The sequence below is a fragment of the Streptomyces sp. NPDC127595 genome, from assembly GCF_042671685.1.
Lineage (GTDB): Bacteria > Actinomycetota > Actinomycetes > Streptomycetales > Streptomycetaceae > Streptomyces.
On sequence record NZ_JBHXWK010000006.1, the window covers coordinates 164,615 to 182,501 of the forward strand.

A 17,887-nucleotide genomic window follows, 5' to 3' on the forward strand; every position below is an offset into this window, starting at 1 on the left:
AGGCACCGGAGGCACCGGATCAGCCGAACCGCACCGGAGGCACCTGAGGCACCGGATCAGCCGAACTGCACGGACCGCTTCGCCATCCCCAGCCAGAAACCGTCGATCACAGACCTCTGCCCGTCGAGCTCACCGGCCGCGTCCGCCGCACCCATGGTCACGAAGAGGGGTGCGAAGTGCTCGGTGCGCGGGTGGGCGAGACGGCCCGCCGGGGACTTGCGCTCGAAGTCGAGCAGCGCGTCCACGTCACCGGCGTCCAGGGCGTGGTGGCCCCAGTCGTCGAACTCGCTCGACCAGGACGGCACGCCGCCGCCGGTGTGCCGCAGGGCCGCGAGGTTGTGCGTGAAGAAGCCGGAGCCCACGATCAGGACACCCTCGTCGCGCAGCGGCGCCAGCTTCCTGCCGATGTCCATCAGCCGGACCGGGTCGAGGGTCGGCATGGAGATCTGCAGGACCGGGATGTCGGCCTCGGGGAACATCTCCACCAGCGGGACGTACGCGCCGTGGTCCAGTCCGCGGTCCGGGATGTCCTGCACCGGGGCGCCCGGCCCGCGCAGCAACTTCCGTACGGACTCGGCGAGTTGAGGGGCGCCCGGAGCCTCGTACCGCACCTGGTAGAAGTGCTGGGGGAAGCCCCAGAAGTCGTATACGAGCGGGACCGTCTCGACCGCGCCGAGGGCGAGGGGTGCCTCCTCCCAGTGGGCGGAGACCATCAGGATCGCCTTGGGTCGCGGCAGGTCGGCGGACCAGGCGGCGAGCTGGCCCGGCCAGACCGGGTCCTCGGCGAGGGGCGGGGCGCCATGGCTGAGATAGAGGGCGGGCATGCGCTCCCGCGAGGCACGCTCCTCGGCCGCGGCAGACGTAGCGACGGACGTGACAGCAGACCCGACTGCAGCAGTCATGGCGGCGGCTCCCCTCCACGGGGTTCGATCGATCCCTGTCGATACTTGAATCGATACTTGAACTCTCAATATCGATCTCACCATAGTACCCATTTGTTTAATTTTCAAGAAGGGGCTCGTACAGTGGAGTACATGAACACGGCATCCGCTCAAGAGACGCGCTGGCTCACTGACGAGGAACAGCGCACCTGGCGTGCCTACATGCACGCCTCCACCCTTCTGGAGGACCACCTCGACCGACAGCTCCAGCGGGACGCGGGCATGCCGCACGTGTACTACGGACTGCTCGTCCAGCTCGCCGAGGCGCCGCACAGGCGGCTGCGGATGACCGAGCTGGCCATGAGCGCGAAGATCACCCGGTCCCGTCTCTCCCACGCGATCGCGCGCCTGGAGAAGAACGGCTGGGTGCGGCGCGAGGACTGTCCCTCCGACAAGCGGGGGCAGTTCGCGGTCCTGACTGACGACGGCTACGAGGTCCTGAGCAGGACCGCACCCGGCCACGTCGCCGCCGTACGCCAGGCCCTCTTCGACCGGCTCTCCCCCGAGCAGCAGAAGGCCCTCGGCGAGGCCATGCGGATCATCGCCGAGGGGCTCCAGCCGAAGGACGCGGGCGCCGATCTGCCCTGGCTGCGCTAGCACGTCTGTTACGGGCTCTCTCGTGGGGAGCTCAAGCGCAGAAAGGGGCCGGGCGCGGGTCCGCCCCGGCTCCGATGTGCTCGGAACCGGGGCGGACCCTGGGACTCGTACGGACGAGGCGTCCCCACCCCTCGTCCGTACGCGAAGTACGAAGTACCCGGGGTACTACGGGGTACGAACAGCCGGCGTCAGTGGGCGATCACCGGCACCTTGAACTCGTCCTCGGCGCCCTCGCCCGCACCCGCGCCGGAGGGCGAAGTGACGTCCGGGCGGCCGGTGTTGATGAGGGTGACGGCGACCGCCGCGGCGAGCACGAGGATGCCGACGGCGAACCAGATCGCGTTGGTGTAGCCGTGCACCTGGCCCTGGAGCTGAACCAGCTGCTGCTGGGGCTGGGACGTGGCGCCCCCGATGTGGTCCTTGATGTACGAGGTCGTCGCCGAGGCGGCGATCGTGTTCAGCAGGGCCGTACCGATCGCGCCGCCCACCTGCTGCGAGGTGTTGACCATCGCGGAGGCGACACCGGCGTCACGCGGCTCGATGCCGAACGTGGCCAGGGACATGGCGGGCATGAACGCCGTACCCATGCCAAGACCGAGCAGCACCATGCCGGGCAGGATCACGCCGGCGTACGAGGAGCCGATCTCCAGCTGGGTCAGGAACAGCATGCCGAGCGCGGCGACCAGGAAGCCCGGGCCCATCAGCAGGCGCGGTGCGACCCGGGTCATCAGGCGGGTGCCGATCTGGGTGGAGCCCACCATCATGCCCGCGATCATCGGCAGGAAGGCGAAGCCGGTCTTGACCGGCGAGTAGCCCTTCACGATCTGCAGGTAGTAGGTCAGGAAGAGGAACAGGCCGAACATCGCGATGATCGCGAGGCCGAGCGAGAGGTAGACGCCGCCGCGGTTGCGCTCGGTGATGACACGGAGCGGCAGCAGCGGGGCCTTGACCCTGGACTCGGTGAGGACGAACCCGGCGAGCAGGACCACCGAGGCGACGAACAGGCTGAGCGTCACGGAGTCGCCCCAGCCGTCGGACTCGGCGCGGGTGAAGGCGTAGACGAGCGTGACCAGACCGAGGACGGAGAGGACGACGCCGGGGATGTCGAGCGGCGAGCGGTTGCGGCCGCCGGCGGGCTCACGGATGACGAAGTACGCACCCGTGGCGGCGATGATCGCGAACGGGATGTTCACGAAGAACGTCCAGCGCCAGTCGAGGTACTCGGTGAGGACACCGCCGAGGATGAAGCCCACGGCACCGCCACCACCGGCGATCGCGCCGTAGATGCCGAACGCCTTGGCGCGCTCCTTGGGCTCGGTGAACATCACGGCGAGCAGCGAGAGCGCGGCGGGCGCGAGCAGCGCGCCGAACGCACCCTGGAGGGCACGGGCGCCGAGCATCATCGCCTCGTTCGTGGCGGCGCCGCCGATGGCGGACGCGCCGGCGAAACCGATCAGACCGGCGACAAAGGTGCGCTTGCGGCCCCACAGGTCGGCGATACGGCCGCCGAAGAGCAGCAGACCACCGAAGGCGAGGGCGTAGGCCGTGATGACCCACTGCCGGTTGCCGTCCGATATCCCCAGGTCCTGCTGGGCGGAGGGCAGCGCGATGTTCACGATGGTCGCGTCGAGGACGACCATCAGCTGGGCGAGCGCGATGAAGGTGAGCGCTTTCCAGCGGTTGGAATGTGCGGTCTTGGCGTCGGACATTGCTGTCGAACTTCCTGTTTCAGACATGGGAGTACCCACTCCGGGACTTCGTAGCGAAAAAGACGATGAGAGATGAAGGGACGGAAGGAAAGGGAGTAAGGAAGGGGACGGCTCGTCGACGGTGACGGCCGGAAAGCGTCGGGCGAGTTCTGGATGGTGTTGTACGAGTTCTGGTTGGCCTTCGTTGCACTGGTGGCTGACCGGGAACTACTGGTGGCTGACCGGGAGTTATCCGGTCAGGTCACCGGCCCCGTCAGGAGGGCCCGTCACGCACCTCGCAGCCCCTCCATGGTCGCGGCCGTGCCCGGCAGTTCGGAGCGGGCCGGTGCCCGCAGGCCGTCCAGGAACAGCTGCAGGTGGCGGTGCACGAAGCGGTCGAAGCCCTGGCATGCCGTGCCGGGCAGTGGCCGGGTGAGCTGGGTGACGGCGACCATCAGGTCTCCGACGGCGACGTCGGAGCGGAGCTGCCCGGACTCCCGGGCGCGCTCCATCACTCCCTCGACCAGCGCCTCGATCCGCTCACGTGACGCGAGCAGATCCGGGTGGTTCTTGTCGAAGTTGCCGGAGAGCATCGCGCACAGCGCACCGAACCGCTCGTCGACGCAGGCGTGCACGAAGCGGCTCAGCACCTCGAACGGGTCACCGCTCTCCGCGAGCGCCAGCTCCGCCCGCTCGGCCGTACGGTCCATGACCGTGCAGACGACCTCCCGCACCATTGCGTCGCGGTCGGGGAAATTTCGGTACACCGTGGCGTTGCCGACGCCGGCCCGGCGGGCGATCTCGTCGAACGGCACATCTGAGCCGAACTCGATGAACATCTCCAGGGCGGCGCCCACGATCCGCTCCCGGTTGCGCAGGGCATCGGCGCGCGGCCGGGGCACTCGACGCTGCGCTCGGGTTGCGGTCTCCACGGCGTACTCCTCGTAGGTAGTTGACGGCCGTTCGCGTAACTGACGGCCGGGTTGCGATCCGGGGATTAGCTCCCCGCTTCGCTCGGACACCTGACTAAACGGGGAAACGGTCCCCGGTTATTTCCCGCCTTCAGTGTGACCTGAGTCACATCCCCTCGGGCAAGAAACCCACGATCGGGCTCATCCAGCGCGCGCCCTCGCACCCCTCGCCACAGGGTGATCGAAAGGGTGCAGTCGGTGACCGGCGGCTGCCGTCGAGCGAAGGGCTCCCGTATGCAGCCGACCAGCCGTCGGATACGCCCGCGCCGCGTGGTCGCACTCGCCTCGGTGGCCGTTCTGACGCTGGCGGTCAGCACCTCCGCCGGCACCGGACATCTGACGGCGGGCTCCACGACGGCGGGCTCCATCGCGCTGGCCCGCTCCACGGCGCTCGGCCCCTGCATGATCAACGGCTCGCTGGGCGTACAGATGGGCGAGGGCATCCCGACGTCACCGGGGTACGCCCGCTCCACCGGCACCGTCCGCGCCCTCACCCTGATGGTCGACTTCTCCGACGCGCCCGGCCAGGGCAGCGCGCTCGACCGCCTCGCCGAGTTCTTCCCGCAGACCCAGGAATGGTTCAGGACCGGCTCCTACGGCCGCCTCGACTACCGCCCCGAGACACCCGTACGGCACTGGCTGCGGATGCCCAAGCCGTTCAAGGCGTACGGCATAGAACGCGGCGCGCCCTTCGACCCCGGGTACCGCTCGCTGGTCCAGGACATCGTGGCCACCGCCGACCCGACCGTGGACTTCCGCAGTTACGACCTCCTGAACGTGCTGGTCACGCCGAACGCCGGGCCCTCCGCCCTGGACACCGTCCTGTCCGTGACCTTCGCCGGCAACACCGAGGCCCCGATCGCCGACGGTGTCGCGGTCTCCAACGCGTCGTTCGTCTACAGCCGCCAGGACGACGGCTCCGGCTCCTACGGCGAGACGGGCTACCGGGTACTCCCCCACGAGAACGGCCACACCTTCGGCCTGCCCGACCTCTACACGCAGGACGGCGGGGGCGCGGTCGGGCACTGGGACATCATGAGCGAGGACTGGGGGGCCGGCAACGATCTGCTCGGCTGGCACAAGTGGAAGCTCGGCTGGCTCGACGAGACGCAGGTCGGCTGCGCGGCCTCCTCCGGCACCACGGAGTACACACTCACCCCGCTGGCCAAGGCGGGCGGCACCAAACTCGTCTTCGTACCGACCGGCACCAAGACGGGGTACGCCCTCGAACTGCGCACCCGGGACGGCAACGACCTGGCCGTCTGCCGCCCCGGCATCCTCATCTACAAGGTCGACGCGAACGTCGACACCGGCAACGGCCCCATCACCGTGTACGACTCCCACCGCGACAGCGGCGGCTGCACCCGCTCCCCCAACGTGCACGCGGAACTCTCCGACGCGCCCTTCGCCCCCGGCGAGTCCTTCAAGGACCCCAGGACCGGCGTCGTGATCACGGTGTCGGGAGTGGATCTCGCGGGGAACTACCGGGTGTACGTGACCCGCCGCTGAACCGGCCGAGCCGCCGGTGACCTGCTCAGGCGGTACACAGGACCTGCTGAGGCGGCCGGGCAAGGACTACCGTGTCTCTTCTGAGTGCCGCAAACGGAGAGCCCATGCCATTGAACGTCGTGCCGGCCCCCGAGGACGAGACCGAGACCGAAGACGGGAGCGGAAACGGACGCGGACGCGGGACCGTGTTGACCGGGACCGCCGTGCCCACCGAGGCCGTGGCTCCGCTCATCCGCGGTATCGCCGTACTTCGGCGGCTGACCGAGGCCGACGGAGTGTCCAGCCTCAGCGGCCTCGAGCGGGCCACCGGGCTCGCGCGCTCCACCGTCGACCGGATCACCGCGACGCTCGCGCGCATGGGGTACGTACGACTCGACGGCCGCGACGCGGTCCTGGCCCCCCGCCTGATGGAACTCGGCAACGCCTACCTCGGCGCCCTCCGCCTCCCCCGCCTCCTGAACGCGCACGCCGACGCGCTCGCCGACGAACTCGACGAGTCGGTGTCCCTCGCGGTCGGCGACCGGGACGGCATCCGCTTCATCCACCAGGCGACCCGGCGCCGCGCCATGTCCCTGAGCTTCCGCATCGGCGACCTGCTCCCCGCCGAACGGACCGCTCCCGGTCCGCTGTTCGCCGCCGAGTGGGGCGAGACGGAGTGGGCGCGCTGGCACGAACGCCGGGCGGCCGATCCGGAGGACCGGGGCTTCCCCGCCGTACCGGCACGGAGCCGGCCCTTCGCCGACGCACCGTCCGGGCCCCGCGACTCAACCGGCCGCGACCGCGCCGCCCGGCCTGCCCCGCCCGTCCGGGTCGTCACGGTCGGCGACGACTTCGAGACGCGTACGGACGAGGCCAGGAAGGACGGCTGGGCGCTCGACGACCAGCTCATCGAGCCGGGGCTCGTCGCCCTCTCCATGCCCGTACGGGAAGCAGGGCGCGTCGCCTGTGTGGTGAGCGTGGTGAGCCACACCAGCCGGCACACCGCCGCCGACCTGCGCGACACGCTGCTGCCTCGGCTGCGGACGGCCGTGGCCGCGATGGAACGGGAGCTGCGCGTGGCCCCGACCGCCGCCGAACCGGCCGCCCCCTCCGGCCTCGCCACCTGGACCGGCGCCTCCAAGCAGGAACTGGGCCGGGAGTTCATCGAGTCGCTGGCCCGCGGACTGACCGTGATCACCTCCTTCGGCGAGGGCCGCGCCGAGCTGACCCTCACGGAGGTCGCCCAGGCGACGGGGCTCGCCCGCGCCACCGCCCGGCGCGCCCTGATCACGCTGGAACACCTCGGTTACGTCACCACGCACGGCCGCGTCTTCCGGCTCACCCCGCGCGTGCTGGGCCTCGGCTTCCCCCCGCTGTCGCGGACCTCGCTCCCCGACATCGCCCTCCCCCACCTCGCCGAACTCTCGCACCGGTTGCACGAGTCGGTGTCGCTCGCGCTGCTCACCGGCGACGAGATCCAGTACGCGGCCCGCGTCGCCACCAGCCGCGTGATGAGCGTCAACGTCACCGTCGGCACCCGGCTGCCCGCCTACGCCACCTCACTGGGCCGCGTCCTGCTCGCCGACCTCCCCGACCCGCACCTTCCGGAACTGCTCCCGCTGACCCCTCGTACGATCACCGATCCCCAGCAGCTACTGGCCGAACTGGACCGCGTACGAGAAGCCGGATACTCCCTGACCGACGAGGAGTTGGAGGAGGGCCTGCGGTCCGTCGCCGTTCCGGTGCGCGAGCGCGGCGGACGGGTTGTCGCCGCGGTGAACGTCGCCCTGCACAGCAGCCGCCGTACCGTCGAGGAGTGCGTCCGCGACATCCTGCCCGAACTCCACACCACGGCCGGTCGGATCGAGGCGGACCTGCGGGTCGCGGGGCGCTTCCGGCGGGTGCCGGTGGGGTGAGTTCGGGGGCACCCCCGGGACCTCGCGGGCGAGCCGACCGCCTGCCCCGCCCCCAGCCGCCCCACCACTCGGCCCGCCACATCCGCTACCCTGTCCGAAGCTGCCCTCAGCGGCAGCACGACCTTGCAGAGCCCTGGTTGACCACTCACCCAGAGTTATCCACCATGTCTCACGCAGGGCCCCGCCTTCGTAGCTCAGGGGATAGAGCACCGCTCTCCTAAAGCGGGTGTCGCAGGTTCGAATCCTGCCGGGGGCACACGCGGAAGGGCCGGCCCTGGAGGGGATTCCTCCAGGGCCGGCCCTTTGCTTTGGTCGGCTTCGTGGCGCTTATGTGCGACTGGGGATTTCGGCGGCCTTTGGCCTGGTCAGCGGGTGGCGGCGGTGTTTCCGCGGAACGCGCCGGCCACCACGGGAATCAGCTGCCGCTCGATCTGTTCGGCGGGCATGGTGGCCAGCTCGGCGCCGATGGGTGCCAGTGCGAGCCAGTTCAGCAGGCCGGCTGCGCAGCGCGTACGGAAGATCAGTTCCTGCTCGTCGACTCCGGGAAGGCTGGGTGTCAGCACCCGGAGGGCCTCCCGGCGGCTCTGGTCGAACTTGCCGGTCAGCCGCTCCCACCCCTGGGGCGGATCGATGCCGACGCGCGCCACGGTCCGCATCACGGCCAGGTCTTGTCCACCGGCCGCCAGTGCGCGCACCATCGGCCCGGCGAAGGCTCCCGCCACCTCCTGCAGTGTCGGAGTGGAGGCGAGGGAACCGAGTGCCAGGATCTGCGCGTCCAGATACTGTTCCAGCGCGTGCTCGATCGCGGAGTCGCACAGTGCCTTCAGAGACCCGAAGTGGTAACTCACGGCGGCGACGTTGGCTCCGGCGCGACTGGTGATCTCGCGGAGTGTCACGCCCTCCTGGCCTCGTTGCGCGAGCAGCTCCAGGGCGGCCGTCTGCAGGCCGTCCCGTGTGCGCTGACCGGCCTCTCGGCGCAGGTCCGTCTTTTCCTCTCGTACCACAGCGTGAACTCAAGCAGCTGATTGAGTTCATTGTCAAACGGCCGCCTCGCGGGCGTCGCCGCGAGGTGACCTCACAGCCCCCGGACCACCCCGCCGGGCAGCAAGCAAGCCGCCTCCTGCCGCAACTGCGGCATCAAATCGCCGCCCCGGATCACCACCGCGGACCTGCCGCAGATGTGCCGCAGGCGTGCCGCAGATGCGCCGCAGACCTGACCCGACCAGCCGCGACACGGCGGTGCGGGCGCGCGCCTCCACGGCCGCACCGCACAATTCAAACAGTTGCTTGACAGGCCGCCACTGTGGTCCATAAATTAAAGCGAGCGTTTGATTTACCAAGGATGCACGAGAGACCGTTGCCACGGCTCTCAGGTCCTGAGAGCCAACCTGGAGGAACACGACATGAAGTCGCTCAGCCGGAAGACGATCACCGCCACCGCCGCGATAGCGATCCTGGGAGGTCTTTCCATCGCCGCTGCGCCGACACCGGGCACAGGCCCCGTCGTCAGCGGCGCAGCAGACCGCACGGACCTGAGTCCTGGCGAGCTGTCGAAGCTGCCGCTCACCGACCGCCACCTGACCAAGCACGAGAGGGCCAACCTCGCAGTCGTCCTGCGCGCGTACCACGTGGCGGAGGGCAACAGCCTGGACGTCGACGCGTTCGTCAACAGCTTCGCCAAGGACGGCGTCTTCAACGACGTGGTCGCCGGCCAGACCTATCAGGGCGAGGCGCTCGGTGGCGTGCCGTCCTACATGGCCAACCTCTTCCCCGATGTTCACCGTGACCTCAAGCGCATCACGGTGAACGGTGACGTGGTCAGCATCGAGCTGGCGATCCAAGGCACGTTCGAGGGGCCGCTGCAGTCGCCGGCGGGCACCGTCAAGCCGACCGGCGCGAGGATCGACGCGCCCACTGCCGACTTCTGGTACCTGCACGACGGCAAGGTCGAGAAGTTCAACTGCTTCGTCGGGTACTCGACCATGTATGCCCAGATGGGCGTGGACTTCGACTGGGCCTCTGCGGTCAACAAGCCCTGAGCTGTTGCGCGGCGGGGCTTCGAGGGTCGGTCTTCTCGATTCGGACGGCTCAGTAGCCGATGGTGAAGCGGCGTTGGACGAAGTGGGGCAGTTCTGCCTCGTCGATGAGTGCGACGGCTGTGTCTTCCATGGAGATGCGGCTACGTCCGTCCGCGTCGAGGACCGGCTGGTCGGTGCCGATCCGGAAGCGGGCCGTGCGCTCGCCGGGGGCGATGTCCTCCGCGGGACTGAGGTAGGTCCACAGCCGGTTGGACGTGCGCAGGACGTTCAGGGCGTCACGATGCCCGCCTACCGCTGCGGCGTACTCCCTCGGCAGGCCTATCGCGTCGAGAGTCTCGTGCAGGAGGTCCTCGCTGTCCGCGCGGACGACTCCGGGTTCGATCTCCAGGCTGCCGGCGCCTCCAATGACGATCAGCCGGGTCCGGGGACGGCTCTCCAGTGCCTTCAGCAGGCTTCGTGCGGCGGTGGCGTACACGGTGGGATCGGCGATCGAACGAGTCACCGTGTCCGCGATGTCCTTGGCCGCGTTGCCGGGCTGGAATCCGCTGATCAGCACATCGAGGCCGGGGAGAGCCGCGGCGACGCGGTCGGCATCGAGGACGTCGAGGCTCTTCCAGATGACGTTCTCCCGGCTCTCCTCGATCTTCGAGGCGTCGCGGCTGAAGGCCGTGACGTGGTGCCCCCGATCGAGGGCTTCGGTGACTACGCGGCTACCGATGCCGCCGGTGGCTCCGATGACTCCGATGTGCATGGCTCTCCCCTGAATGACTCCGCCAGTCGTGACTTCTTCACGGCATGCGAAGAGTATACGGCGTGAAGTAAATGCACGGGGTGCAGCATGGTGACGCTGTAGAGTCAGGGGTTGTGGGAACGATCAGAGGACGCCGCGAGCGGCTGCGGGCCGAGACGACCGCCGAAATCAAGGAGGTCGCGCTCGAGTTGATGGCTTCGGGGGGCCCCGACGCGATCACGCTGCGGGCCATCGCCCGCGAGATGGGCATGACCGCCAATGCCATCTACGGATACTTCGCCACCCGCGACGACCTGGTCACCACGCTGATCAACGACGTGTACACCGCACTGGCCGACACTGTGGAATCCGCCTGGGAGTCCGCACCCGACAAGGACCCGGCCGCCCGTATCCAGGCCTGGGCCCGCGCGTTTCGCGGCTGGGCCCTGGGCCACCCCGAGGGCTTCCGCCTCATCTACGGCGACCCCGTCCCCGGCTACCGTCCCCCGGAGGGCGGCGCAGCCCCGGACGCCGCCCGGCGCGTCTGCACCGGCATCACCGCGCTGGCGGCCGCGGCCTGGCCACACGCCGAACACCGTTACGCGGACAGTGATTTCACCTGGTCCGACTTCGACGCGGGCCTCCTCGACAAGGTCCGCCCCGCCTTCCCCGACCTGCCCCCGGCCGCCGTGGCTCTCGCCCTGCGCATCTGGAGCCACCTGCACGGCCTGGTCTCACTGGAGATCTACGGCCATCTGCAGACCCAGACACACAGCCCGGACAAACTCTTCGCCGAAGAACTGGCCCAGCTCATCCGGACCTTGGACATCGCCCCGCGGCGGTAGCAAGCTTCGTCAGTCGACGGGCTTCAAGTGGCCCAGGGCTTCTCCGAGGTCGAGTTCGGTGGTGCCTCGGGTCTGGAAGCCCTGCGTGAAGAGCTCGGCCGTGCGTTGCTGGGTTTTCTCGGCGCGGACCAGTTGCTGGAACAGCGCGGCGTCCGCGCGTACTTCGGCTGGGGTCGGCAGGCTGATGGCGTTGACTGCTGACTTGGCTGCGATCAGGGCGTCTCGGGGAAAGCCGCTGATGCGGGTGGCGATGGCTGACACGAACTCGTCCAGTTCGGCGTCGGGGACCGCACGGTTGATCCATCCGTAGCGTTCGGCGAGGTCGGCGTCGAAGTCCGCCGAGGTCAGCACGGCTTCGAGTGCACGGCCTCGGCCCAGCAGGCGGGTGAGGTGCTGGATCGCGCCCGCGCCGGGGGGTGCGCCGATTCCCACCTCGGGCTGGCCCAGGACGGCGTACTCCCGCGAGGCGAAGCGCATGTCGCAGGCGAGGAGGAACTCGCTGCCCGCTCCCCGGGCTCGGCCGCGCAGCTTGGCGATGGTGACGGCCGGGAGCAGGCTCAGCTTGCGGAACAGCATTCCCAGGGAGGCGTCGCCGGGGCCTCCGGCCTTCGCGGCCTCGGCGGTGTACTCGGGGACTTTCGTCATGTCGACGTGCGGGAAGAAGAAGTCGGCGTCCGCACTGTCGAAGATCACCACGCGCGGGGCAGCCGGGCGGGACAGTTCCTCAAGCAGGAGAACCAGGTCCCGTACGACCTCGGGGCCGATGAGGTTCATCGGCGGGGCGTCGAACGTGGCGGACAGGACGGTGCCGTCCAGCCTGGTCCGGATCGTTTCGTACGAGGCGGTCATCTCGGTCTCCTGTCATCGCTCAGCCGCCTCCCTCTTCAGGACGCGGCGCAGGAGATGTCGTCGGGCCTCAGCGCAGAACGACCTCGCCCGCGTGGACGGCGCGCATGGCGCGGTCGACAGTCTCCTGGTTCTCGCCGACCGGAGCCACGTAGTCGATGACGCCGCGCGCCGCGTCCTCCCCGAGGGTTCGGGTGATCACCCATGTGGCGAGGTACTGGGACGCCATGCAGCCGCCCGCCGTGGCGATGTTCCCCTCGGCATGGAAGGGCGCGTCCAGCACCGTGACGTTGCGGGCCTCCACGAAGGGCCGGCTCGTCCTGTCGGTGCAGGCCGGCATGCCGTCCAGCAACCCGAGGCGGGCGAGGACCAGCGCGCCGGAGCACTGTGCGCCGATGAGCTGCCGCGAGGGGTCGAGCGCGAGCCTGGAGATCAGCCGGTCGTCGGCGACCACCTCGCGCGCCTTCACACCACTGCCGATCAGTACGACGTCGGCTTCGGTCACGAACTCCATCGGGCGCTGACCGGTCACCTCGACGCCGTTCATCGACGTGACGACCGGCGTCGGCGTCGTGATGAAGGCCTCCAAGCCGTCCTTACGGCACCGGTTGATCAGCGCGGACGCAATGAAACTGTCGAGTTCGTTGAACCCGTCAAAGGTGACCACGGCTACCTGCATGGCGTCTCCTCACAGCCCGGCAATCGGCGATGGAGTGCAGCTTCTCAGGGCGCCGCGCCCAGGTCACAGGCCAATTGGCGGCGAGTGGCTCACCTCTGCCCGTCCACCCCGCCCGCGGTTATGCAGCTATCGGGTACCGGCTTCGGCCTTGTGCAGCAACAGGGCGCCTACGACCGCTGCCCCTACCGCTCCCGCGGCCAGGAAACCGCGTGAGGAGCGCCAGGACAGCACCGACCACCGGGACTGCGCGGACAGCACCGATCCCGTACTCAGCCACGACCCGGCCGAGATCAGCGACAGGGAGGACCCGATCGAGCCCACGGACAACGCACTTCCGATCGACCCCACCGACAGGGCCGAACCGACGGACCCCACCGACAGCACCGACCCCACCGAGCCGATCGACAACACCGAGTCCTGAGACCACAACGACAGCACCGATCCGGAGGAGGCACGCCGTGAGGCACCCCGAACCGGGACTGTAAGAAGAACGGCCCTGTCTCACATTCGGTGGTGACGGAGCGTCGTGACGCGTCGTTGACATTGGTGTGAGGGATGTCAACGAGCTTGTCCAGATGGTGTTTTCGGGCCTGTGCCCGCTGGTCATAGACGACGTGGTCGATGAGGGTGAGCGGATCGTGGTGCGGGCGCGGACGCCGCAGGACATGGCGCCGTGCCCGATGTGCGGGGTGTCGTCGGGGCGGGTGCATGGCTACCACTGGCGGACTGTGGCTGACGTGCCGGTCGACGGGAGACGGGTGGTGGTCCGTGTGCGGGTACGGCGTCTGGTGTGCCCCACGCGCGGCTGCCGACATACCTTCCGCGAGCAGGTGCCCGGAGTGCTCGACCGATACCAGCGGCGCACCACTCGTCTGACCAGGCAAGTCAAGGCCGTGGTCAAGGAGTTAGCGGGCCGGGCGGGGGCACGTTTGCTGGCGATACTCGCGGCGGGCGTCTCGCGTCATACGGCTCTGCGGACCCTGATGCGCATCCCGCTGCCCGCAGCGCGGACACCCCGCGTGATCGGCGTCGACGACTTCGCTCTGCGCCGGCGCCACCGCTACGCCACCGTGATCATCGACGCCGAGACCCACGAGCGGATCGCCGTGCTGCCCGATCGCACGGCCGACACCCTCGAAGCGTGGCTGCGCGAACATCCGGGCGTCGAGGTCGTGTGCCGTGACGGCTCGACGACCTACGCCGAGGCCATCCGCCGCGCTCTGCCCCGCGCGACGCAGGTCGGTGATCGGTGGCATTTGTGGAAGAACCTGTGTGAAGCCGCCCTCGGCGAGGTGAAGGCACACAGCACCTGCTGGGCCACCGTACTGGACGCACCTATTTACGACGGGCCCCGCGCCCAGACCACCCTGGAACGCTGGCACCAGGTCCACGGTCTGCTCAACCAGGGCGTGGGCCTGCTCGAATGCGCCCGCCGCCTGCAACTGTCCCTGAACACCGTCAAACGCTACGCCCGTGCGGACCGGCCCGAGCGGATGCTCCGCGTCCCCAAGTACCGTGCGAGCCTGGTCGACCCCTACCGCGAGCACCTGCGAAAACGCCGGGCCGAGGACCCTGGTGTCCCCGTCCTGCACCTCTTCGAAGAGATCAAAGCCCTCGGCTTCACGGGTTGCCTGAACCTCCTGCACAAGTACATCAACCAAGGCCGCGCGGACGCCGACCGCAGCCATATCTCCCCGCGCCGGCTCGCCCGAATGCTGCTGACCAGGCCCGACAACCTCAAGGCCGAGCAACACCAGCTCCTGGCCAAGCTCACCGCCGCCTGCCCCGAGATGATCCAACTGGCGGCAGTTGTCAGGGATTTCGCCCCGCTCCTTGCACCTCACGCCGCCAATGCCGACGCGCTCTCACGTTGGATCGTCCAGGTCCGCGGCGCCGACCTGCCCCACCTGCATGCCTTCGCCCGAGGTCTAGAACGAGACCGCGACGCCGTAAACGCCGCCCTCACACTTCCGTACAGCAACGGCCCCACCGAGGGCGTCAACACCAAGACCAAGCGGATCGCCCGCCAGATGCACGGACGAGCAGGCTTCACCCTCCTCCGCCACCGCATCCTCCTCGGATAGCGGCACGCTCCGTCACCACCGAATGTGAGACAGGGCCGTTGATTGGACAGTCCCCCCGAACCGACCGTGCGGGCAGTTTTGTCATGAGGCCATCCTGCCCGCCGGCCGGTCTGTCTCGGGTTCAGTCGCTGTGTGTGCCGCAGCCGGCGGTGGCCGGCCTCCCTGCCGTCTACCGGTGGCCGCTCAGGCGGGCGCGGAGGAGGTTGGGGTCGGTGGCTGTGGTGTAGGCGGCGTTGAGGACGTAGACGTTGTTGCCGTGGAGGGCTATGGAGGTGGGGTTTTGGAGGCCGTCGGTGGCGTCCAGGACTGTGGTGCTGGTGCCGTTGGGGCGGATGCGTACGACGGTGTTGGGGGCGTTCAGGGCGGCGAGGATTTCGTCTCCGTGGCCGGTGAAGGCGAAGTCGTCTATGCCGGGCAGGTCTGAGGCCTTGATCTGCGGGGTTCCCGCTCGGTTTCCGGGGCGGATCGGAATGCGCAGGAGGGTGCCCTTGTCGAGGTTGGTCACCCAGAGCGCGCCGCGGTGTACCTTCGCGCCGTTGGCTCCGAGGAAGCCGGTGGAGGCGAGTTCGGGGGCCGTGGACCACGCGGTGGGGGTACCGCCGGTGACGGGGACGGTCCATACGGTGCCGAGGACCGAGTCGGTGATGTAGAGCTGCTTGCCGTGCTCGTCCAGGGCCAGTCCGTTGGGCAGGCCGTCGGCGGGGAGTGCGGCTATGCGCTGCGGGGACTGTCCGGGGCGCAGCCGCCACAGGCCCGTGAGGTCGGCCGTGCCGGTTGCGTAGAGGACGTACACGGTGCCGTCCGAGGTGTGGACGATGCCGGTGGCCAGGGGGAAGCCGAGGACTGGTGTGTTGACCCCGCCGTCGGCGGGTGCGGGCAGCGTTGCCAGGATGCGCGTCGTGCCTCGGGGGGTGATCTGAGCGACCTGGCGGCTCGCCGCGAAGGTGATGTCCGCCGTGCCGTCGGGGAGCAGGGTGATGTTCTCCGGCATCTGGCCCGCGGACAGGTCGAAGTGGGTGGCGATCCGCACGTCTGTCAGGGGCCTGCTGATGGGCAGGGCGTTGGCCGGAGCGGCCGCTGTAAGAACCGATGCGGCCACCGCTATCGCCGACATGATGATCTTGGTGCTTCGCTTGGATTTGGGCGTGGACATGGGCGTGCGCATGGGCAGGGTTCCTTTACTGGTTTCGGGCAGGGGCAGCCGCGGTGTGGTGCGGTCCGGTGCGGTGCCTTGGTCGAGGGGATGGTTCGAGGGGACGTCGCGGTCGTGCTGCGGCACGAGGCAGCCGACGGTGGGATGCCGACGCGGATACGGATACCCACGCGTCCGGCGCCCTCAGCCGACGGTGGCCGGGCAGCGGGGCGGGCTCGGGTCAGGTGGACGTGCGGGTATCGGCACCCTGGCTCGGCAGGGGCGCCTTCCGTGGCGCGGTCGCGTGGGCGAGCAGGGTGAGGGCGGTCGCGGAGGGGGAACCGGGGTCGGCGGTGGCCACCACCAGGGTCGGGCCGTCTCCTTGCGGGTTCTGCAGTGTCTGCTGGGTGACCGTCACCGTCCCGACGAGGGGATGGCGCATCTCGTAGTCGGCGACGTCGCAGGCCAGCACCCGGTGATCGGCCCACATCTCGGCGAACTCCTCGCTGCGCATGGTCAGTTCACCGATCAGCGAGGCCAGCAGCGGATCCGTCGGGTACCTGCCGGCCGTCAGACGCAGATTGCCCACCACCGCACGGGCCTTGGCGGGCCAGTCGGCGTACAGGTCGCGGGTGTGCGCGTCGAGGAAGACCAGCCTGGCCATGTTCGGCCGCCGGCCCGGGTCGTCGGGGCTGTCGGGATCGAGGTGGCCGGCGAACAGCCCATGTCCTGGACGGTTCCAGGCCAGGACATCGGTGCGGCGGCCGACAGCTATGGCGGGTGTGCCCTCAATGGCGGCCAGCAGGGCGCTGGTTGCCGGGGTGACGCGTTCGGCACGCGGCCGGGCGGCGGGACTCGGCCGTCTCGGTGCACGGGCCAGGGCGTGCAGATGCGCACGCTCGGAGTCGTCCAGGCGCAGGGCGTTCGCGATGGCGTCGAGCACCTCGCGCGAGGCGTTGCGCGACTGGCCCTGCTCCAGGCGGGTGTAGTACGGCGCGCTGATGCCCGCGAGCATCGCGAGCTCCTCACGCCGCAGCCCCGGCACCCGACGCCGTTCGCCGTAGGTCCGCAACCCGACGTCCTCGGGGCGCAGTTGACCCCGTCGTGCCTGGAGGAAGTCGGCGAGCTGCCCGTGCTTGTTCATGGTGCCGAGTATGCGTACCGCCGAGAATCCGCGCCTGACCCCGCCGGGGTAGGGATCCGCAGGGTCTGGCTCACCCCCGGCCCGGACCCCACGATCAGCCGCATGCCTCTACGTATTCGTCCGCACCGCCGCCGGCCGCAATCCATGGAATCCATGAACACCAAGGCAGCCGCCGATTCACCGCACCCCCTCGCCGGGATCGACCTGACCCCCTTCGCCTTCACCCGGCGGTGCTGGGTCGGCGCGACACCGGATTCCGTCTACCACCTCGTCAGTGACGTGTCACGGATCGAGACGTGGAGCCCGAGTGCCAGCGAGGTGAGCTACGCGCCGGGCTACGGTCCCTGGGTCGGCGCCCGGTTCAGCGGACGCAACCGCCGGGACGGGCGCGAATGGGTCACCCACTCCGAGGTGGTGCGCGCCGATCCCGGCATCGCGTTCGCCTTCGTCGTGGGCGGGACCGACCACCGCATCGTGCGCTGGGACTGGCACTTCCGTGAGCAGGGCAGCGGCAGCATCGTCCAGCAGTCGTGGCAGTTGCTGCGTACCGATCCGGTCCTGGGCAGAACACTCGAAGACCTCCATGCCCTGCGCGACCACATGGCCGACAGTGCGGAGTCCACTCTGCTCGCCCTGGCGGAGTGGATCGCCGGACGCCCTACCGGTTGATCACCGTTCGAGAGACTCGGCATTCCCCATGACGATCACCGGGTGCTGGTCGGGGTCGAGCGTGCGGAGGATTGTTCGATGTGGTCCTCCTCCAGGCTCACGCAGCCGTGCGTGGGGC

17 protein-coding genes and 1 tRNA gene are annotated in these 17,887 nt (G+C 69.3%); 8 read left to right on the forward strand and 10 right to left on the reverse strand.

Translation table 11 applies throughout. The features are described from left to right. Positions 1–56 precede the first annotated feature (56 nt). Positions 57–824 carry a dioxygenase gene (locus tag ACFVKT_RS20595; RefSeq protein WP_385734204.1) on the reverse strand — a complete coding sequence of 256 codons (768 nt, stop codon included), beginning with the start codon at positions 822–824 and terminating at the stop codon, positions 57–59. Positions 825–1,034: 210 nt separating this feature from the next. Here ACFVKT_RS20595 and ACFVKT_RS20600 point away from each other — a divergent pair, with 210 nt between their 5' ends. After that, a complete protein-coding gene (locus ACFVKT_RS20600; protein ID WP_385733467.1) occupies positions 1,035–1,538 on the forward strand; it encodes a MarR family winged helix-turn-helix transcriptional regulator in 504 nt (167 codons plus the stop codon). A 188-nt stretch (positions 1,539–1,726) separates the two neighbouring features. On the opposite strand, the gene ACFVKT_RS20605 is transcribed toward ACFVKT_RS20600, so the two are convergent. Together ACFVKT_RS20605 and ACFVKT_RS20610 are read right to left on the reverse strand one after the other, a co-directional pair. Then, on the reverse strand, positions 1,727–3,274 hold the full coding sequence (locus tag ACFVKT_RS20605) for an MFS transporter (RefSeq protein WP_385733469.1): 1,548 nt from the start codon (positions 3,272–3,274) through the stop codon (positions 1,727–1,729). Between the two features lie 239 nt (positions 3,275–3,513). Next, positions 3,514–4,158 carry a TetR/AcrR family transcriptional regulator gene (locus tag ACFVKT_RS20610; RefSeq protein ID WP_385733471.1) on the reverse strand — a complete coding sequence of 215 codons (645 nt, stop codon included), beginning with the start codon at positions 4,156–4,158 and terminating at the stop codon, positions 3,514–3,516. A gap of 273 nt (positions 4,159–4,431) precedes the next feature. Here ACFVKT_RS20610 and ACFVKT_RS20615 point away from each other — a divergent pair, with 273 nt between their 5' ends. The 3 genes from ACFVKT_RS20615 (at position 4,432) to ACFVKT_RS20625 (ending at position 7,857) form a co-directional block, all read left to right on the forward strand. Beyond that, complete coding sequence (locus ACFVKT_RS20615; RefSeq protein WP_385733473.1) at positions 4,432–5,706, forward strand: M6 family metalloprotease domain-containing protein; 1,275 nt, start codon at positions 4,432–4,434, stop codon at positions 5,704–5,706. A gap of 104 nt (positions 5,707–5,810) precedes the next feature. Next, positions 5,811–7,601: an IclR family transcriptional regulator C-terminal domain-containing protein gene (locus ACFVKT_RS20620; RefSeq protein WP_385733475.1), complete on the forward strand. Its 1,791-nt coding sequence runs from the start codon at positions 5,811–5,813 to the stop codon at positions 7,599–7,601. 183 nt (positions 7,602–7,784) lie between these two features. Next, positions 7,785–7,857: transfer RNA gene (locus tag ACFVKT_RS20625), tRNA-Arg, on the forward strand. Positions 7,858–7,966: 109 nt separating this feature from the next. Here ACFVKT_RS20625 and ACFVKT_RS20630 read toward each other — a convergent pair. Then, positions 7,967–8,605 carry a TetR/AcrR family transcriptional regulator gene (locus tag ACFVKT_RS20630; protein WP_385733477.1) on the reverse strand — a complete coding sequence of 213 codons (639 nt, stop codon included), beginning with the start codon at positions 8,603–8,605 and terminating at the stop codon, positions 7,967–7,969. 399 nt (positions 8,606–9,004) lie between these two features. Between ACFVKT_RS20630 and ACFVKT_RS20635 the strand changes: the two genes are divergently transcribed. After that, complete coding sequence (locus tag ACFVKT_RS20635; protein ID WP_385733479.1) at positions 9,005–9,640, forward strand: nuclear transport factor 2 family protein; 636 nt, start codon at positions 9,005–9,007, stop codon at positions 9,638–9,640. Positions 9,641–9,689: 49 nt separating this feature from the next. Here ACFVKT_RS20635 and ACFVKT_RS20640 read toward each other — a convergent pair whose 3' ends face one another. After that, positions 9,690–10,391 carry an NAD(P)-dependent oxidoreductase gene (locus ACFVKT_RS20640; protein ID WP_385733481.1) on the reverse strand — a complete coding sequence of 234 codons (702 nt, stop codon included), beginning with the start codon at positions 10,389–10,391 and terminating at the stop codon, positions 9,690–9,692. A gap of 113 nt (positions 10,392–10,504) precedes the next feature. On the opposite strand from ACFVKT_RS20640, the gene ACFVKT_RS20645 reads away from it, so the two are divergent. Beyond that, entirely contained in the window at positions 10,505–11,215 is a 711-nt protein-coding gene (locus tag ACFVKT_RS20645) for a TetR/AcrR family transcriptional regulator (protein WP_385733483.1), read from the forward strand. A gap of 9 nt (positions 11,216–11,224) precedes the next feature. Here the strand turns inward: ACFVKT_RS20645 and ACFVKT_RS20650 are convergent, their stop codons facing one another. The 3 genes from ACFVKT_RS20650 to ACFVKT_RS20660 form a co-directional block, all read right to left on the reverse strand. After that, entirely contained in the window at positions 11,225–12,064 is an 840-nt protein-coding gene (locus ACFVKT_RS20650) for an enoyl-CoA hydratase/isomerase family protein (RefSeq protein ID WP_385733485.1), read from the reverse strand. A gap of 67 nt (positions 12,065–12,131) precedes the next feature. Further along, positions 12,132–12,740, reverse strand: a complete 609-nt coding sequence (locus ACFVKT_RS20655; RefSeq protein WP_385733487.1) for a DJ-1/PfpI family protein — start codon at positions 12,738–12,740, stop codon at positions 12,132–12,134. A gap of 126 nt (positions 12,741–12,866) precedes the next feature. Next, the gene (locus tag ACFVKT_RS20660) at positions 12,867–13,178 is read right to left on the reverse strand and encodes a hypothetical protein (protein WP_385733489.1); all 312 of its coding nucleotides are present in this window, start codon (positions 13,176–13,178) and stop codon (positions 12,867–12,869) included. 137 nt (positions 13,179–13,315) lie between these two features. Between ACFVKT_RS20660 and ACFVKT_RS20665 the strand changes: the two genes are divergently transcribed. Next, on the forward strand, positions 13,316–14,824 hold the full coding sequence (locus ACFVKT_RS20665) for an ISL3 family transposase (protein WP_385733491.1): 1,509 nt from the start codon (positions 13,316–13,318) through the stop codon (positions 14,822–14,824). Positions 14,825–14,993: 169 nt separating this feature from the next. Here the strand turns inward: ACFVKT_RS20665 and ACFVKT_RS20670 are convergent, their stop codons facing one another. Further along, on the reverse strand, positions 14,994–15,989 hold the full coding sequence (locus ACFVKT_RS20670) for a hypothetical protein (protein WP_385733493.1): 996 nt from the start codon (positions 15,987–15,989) through the stop codon (positions 14,994–14,996). Between the two features lie 208 nt (positions 15,990–16,197). Next, positions 16,198–17,100 carry a helix-turn-helix domain-containing protein gene (locus ACFVKT_RS20675; protein ID WP_385733494.1) on the reverse strand — a complete coding sequence of 301 codons (903 nt, stop codon included), beginning with the start codon at positions 17,098–17,100 and terminating at the stop codon, positions 16,198–16,200. Positions 17,101–17,253: 153 nt separating this feature from the next. On the opposite strand from ACFVKT_RS20675, the gene ACFVKT_RS20680 reads away from it, so the two are divergent. Continuing rightward, positions 17,254–17,769 carry an SRPBCC family protein gene (locus ACFVKT_RS20680; RefSeq protein WP_385733496.1) on the forward strand — a complete coding sequence of 172 codons (516 nt, stop codon included), beginning with the start codon at positions 17,254–17,256 and terminating at the stop codon, positions 17,767–17,769. Positions 17,770–17,887: the final 118 nt, after the last annotated feature.

Bases quoted from the DNA above. Each gene is read 5' to 3' on its own strand.
- ACFVKT_RS20595 (WP_385734204.1), bottom strand. From the start codon at position 824: ATGCCCGCCCTCTATCTCAGCCATGGCGCCCCGCCCCTCGCCGAGGAC.
- ACFVKT_RS20600 (WP_385733467.1), top strand. From the start codon at position 1,035: ATGAACACGGCATCCGCTCAAGAGACGCGCTGGCTCACTGACGAGGAA.
- ACFVKT_RS20605 (WP_385733469.1), bottom strand. From the start codon at position 3,274: ATGTCTGAAACAGGAAGTTCGACAGCAATGTCCGACGCCAAGACCGCA.
- ACFVKT_RS20615 (WP_385733473.1), top strand. From the start codon at position 4,432: ATGCAGCCGACCAGCCGTCGGATACGCCCGCGCCGCGTGGTCGCACTC.
- ACFVKT_RS20620 (WP_385733475.1), top strand. From the start codon at position 5,811: ATGCCATTGAACGTCGTGCCGGCCCCCGAGGACGAGACCGAGACCGAA.
- ACFVKT_RS20635 (WP_385733479.1), top strand. From the start codon at position 9,005: ATGAAGTCGCTCAGCCGGAAGACGATCACCGCCACCGCCGCGATAGCG.
- ACFVKT_RS20640 (WP_385733481.1), bottom strand. From the start codon at position 10,391: ATGCACATCGGAGTCATCGGAGCCACCGGCGGCATCGGTAGCCGCGTA.
- ACFVKT_RS20650 (WP_385733485.1), bottom strand. From the start codon at position 12,064: ATGACCGCCTCGTACGAAACGATCCGGACCAGGCTGGACGGCACCGTC.
- ACFVKT_RS20655 (WP_385733487.1), bottom strand. From the start codon at position 12,740: ATGCAGGTAGCCGTGGTCACCTTTGACGGGTTCAACGAACTCGACAGT.
- ACFVKT_RS20665 (WP_385733491.1), top strand. From the start codon at position 13,316: ATGGTGTTTTCGGGCCTGTGCCCGCTGGTCATAGACGACGTGGTCGAT.
- ACFVKT_RS20670 (WP_385733493.1), bottom strand. From the start codon at position 15,989: ATGCGCACGCCCATGTCCACGCCCAAATCCAAGCGAAGCACCAAGATC.
- ACFVKT_RS20675 (WP_385733494.1), bottom strand. From the start codon at position 17,100: ATGAACAAGCACGGGCAGCTCGCCGACTTCCTCCAGGCACGACGGGGT.
- ACFVKT_RS20680 (WP_385733496.1), top strand. From the start codon at position 17,254: ATGAACACCAAGGCAGCCGCCGATTCACCGCACCCCCTCGCCGGGATC.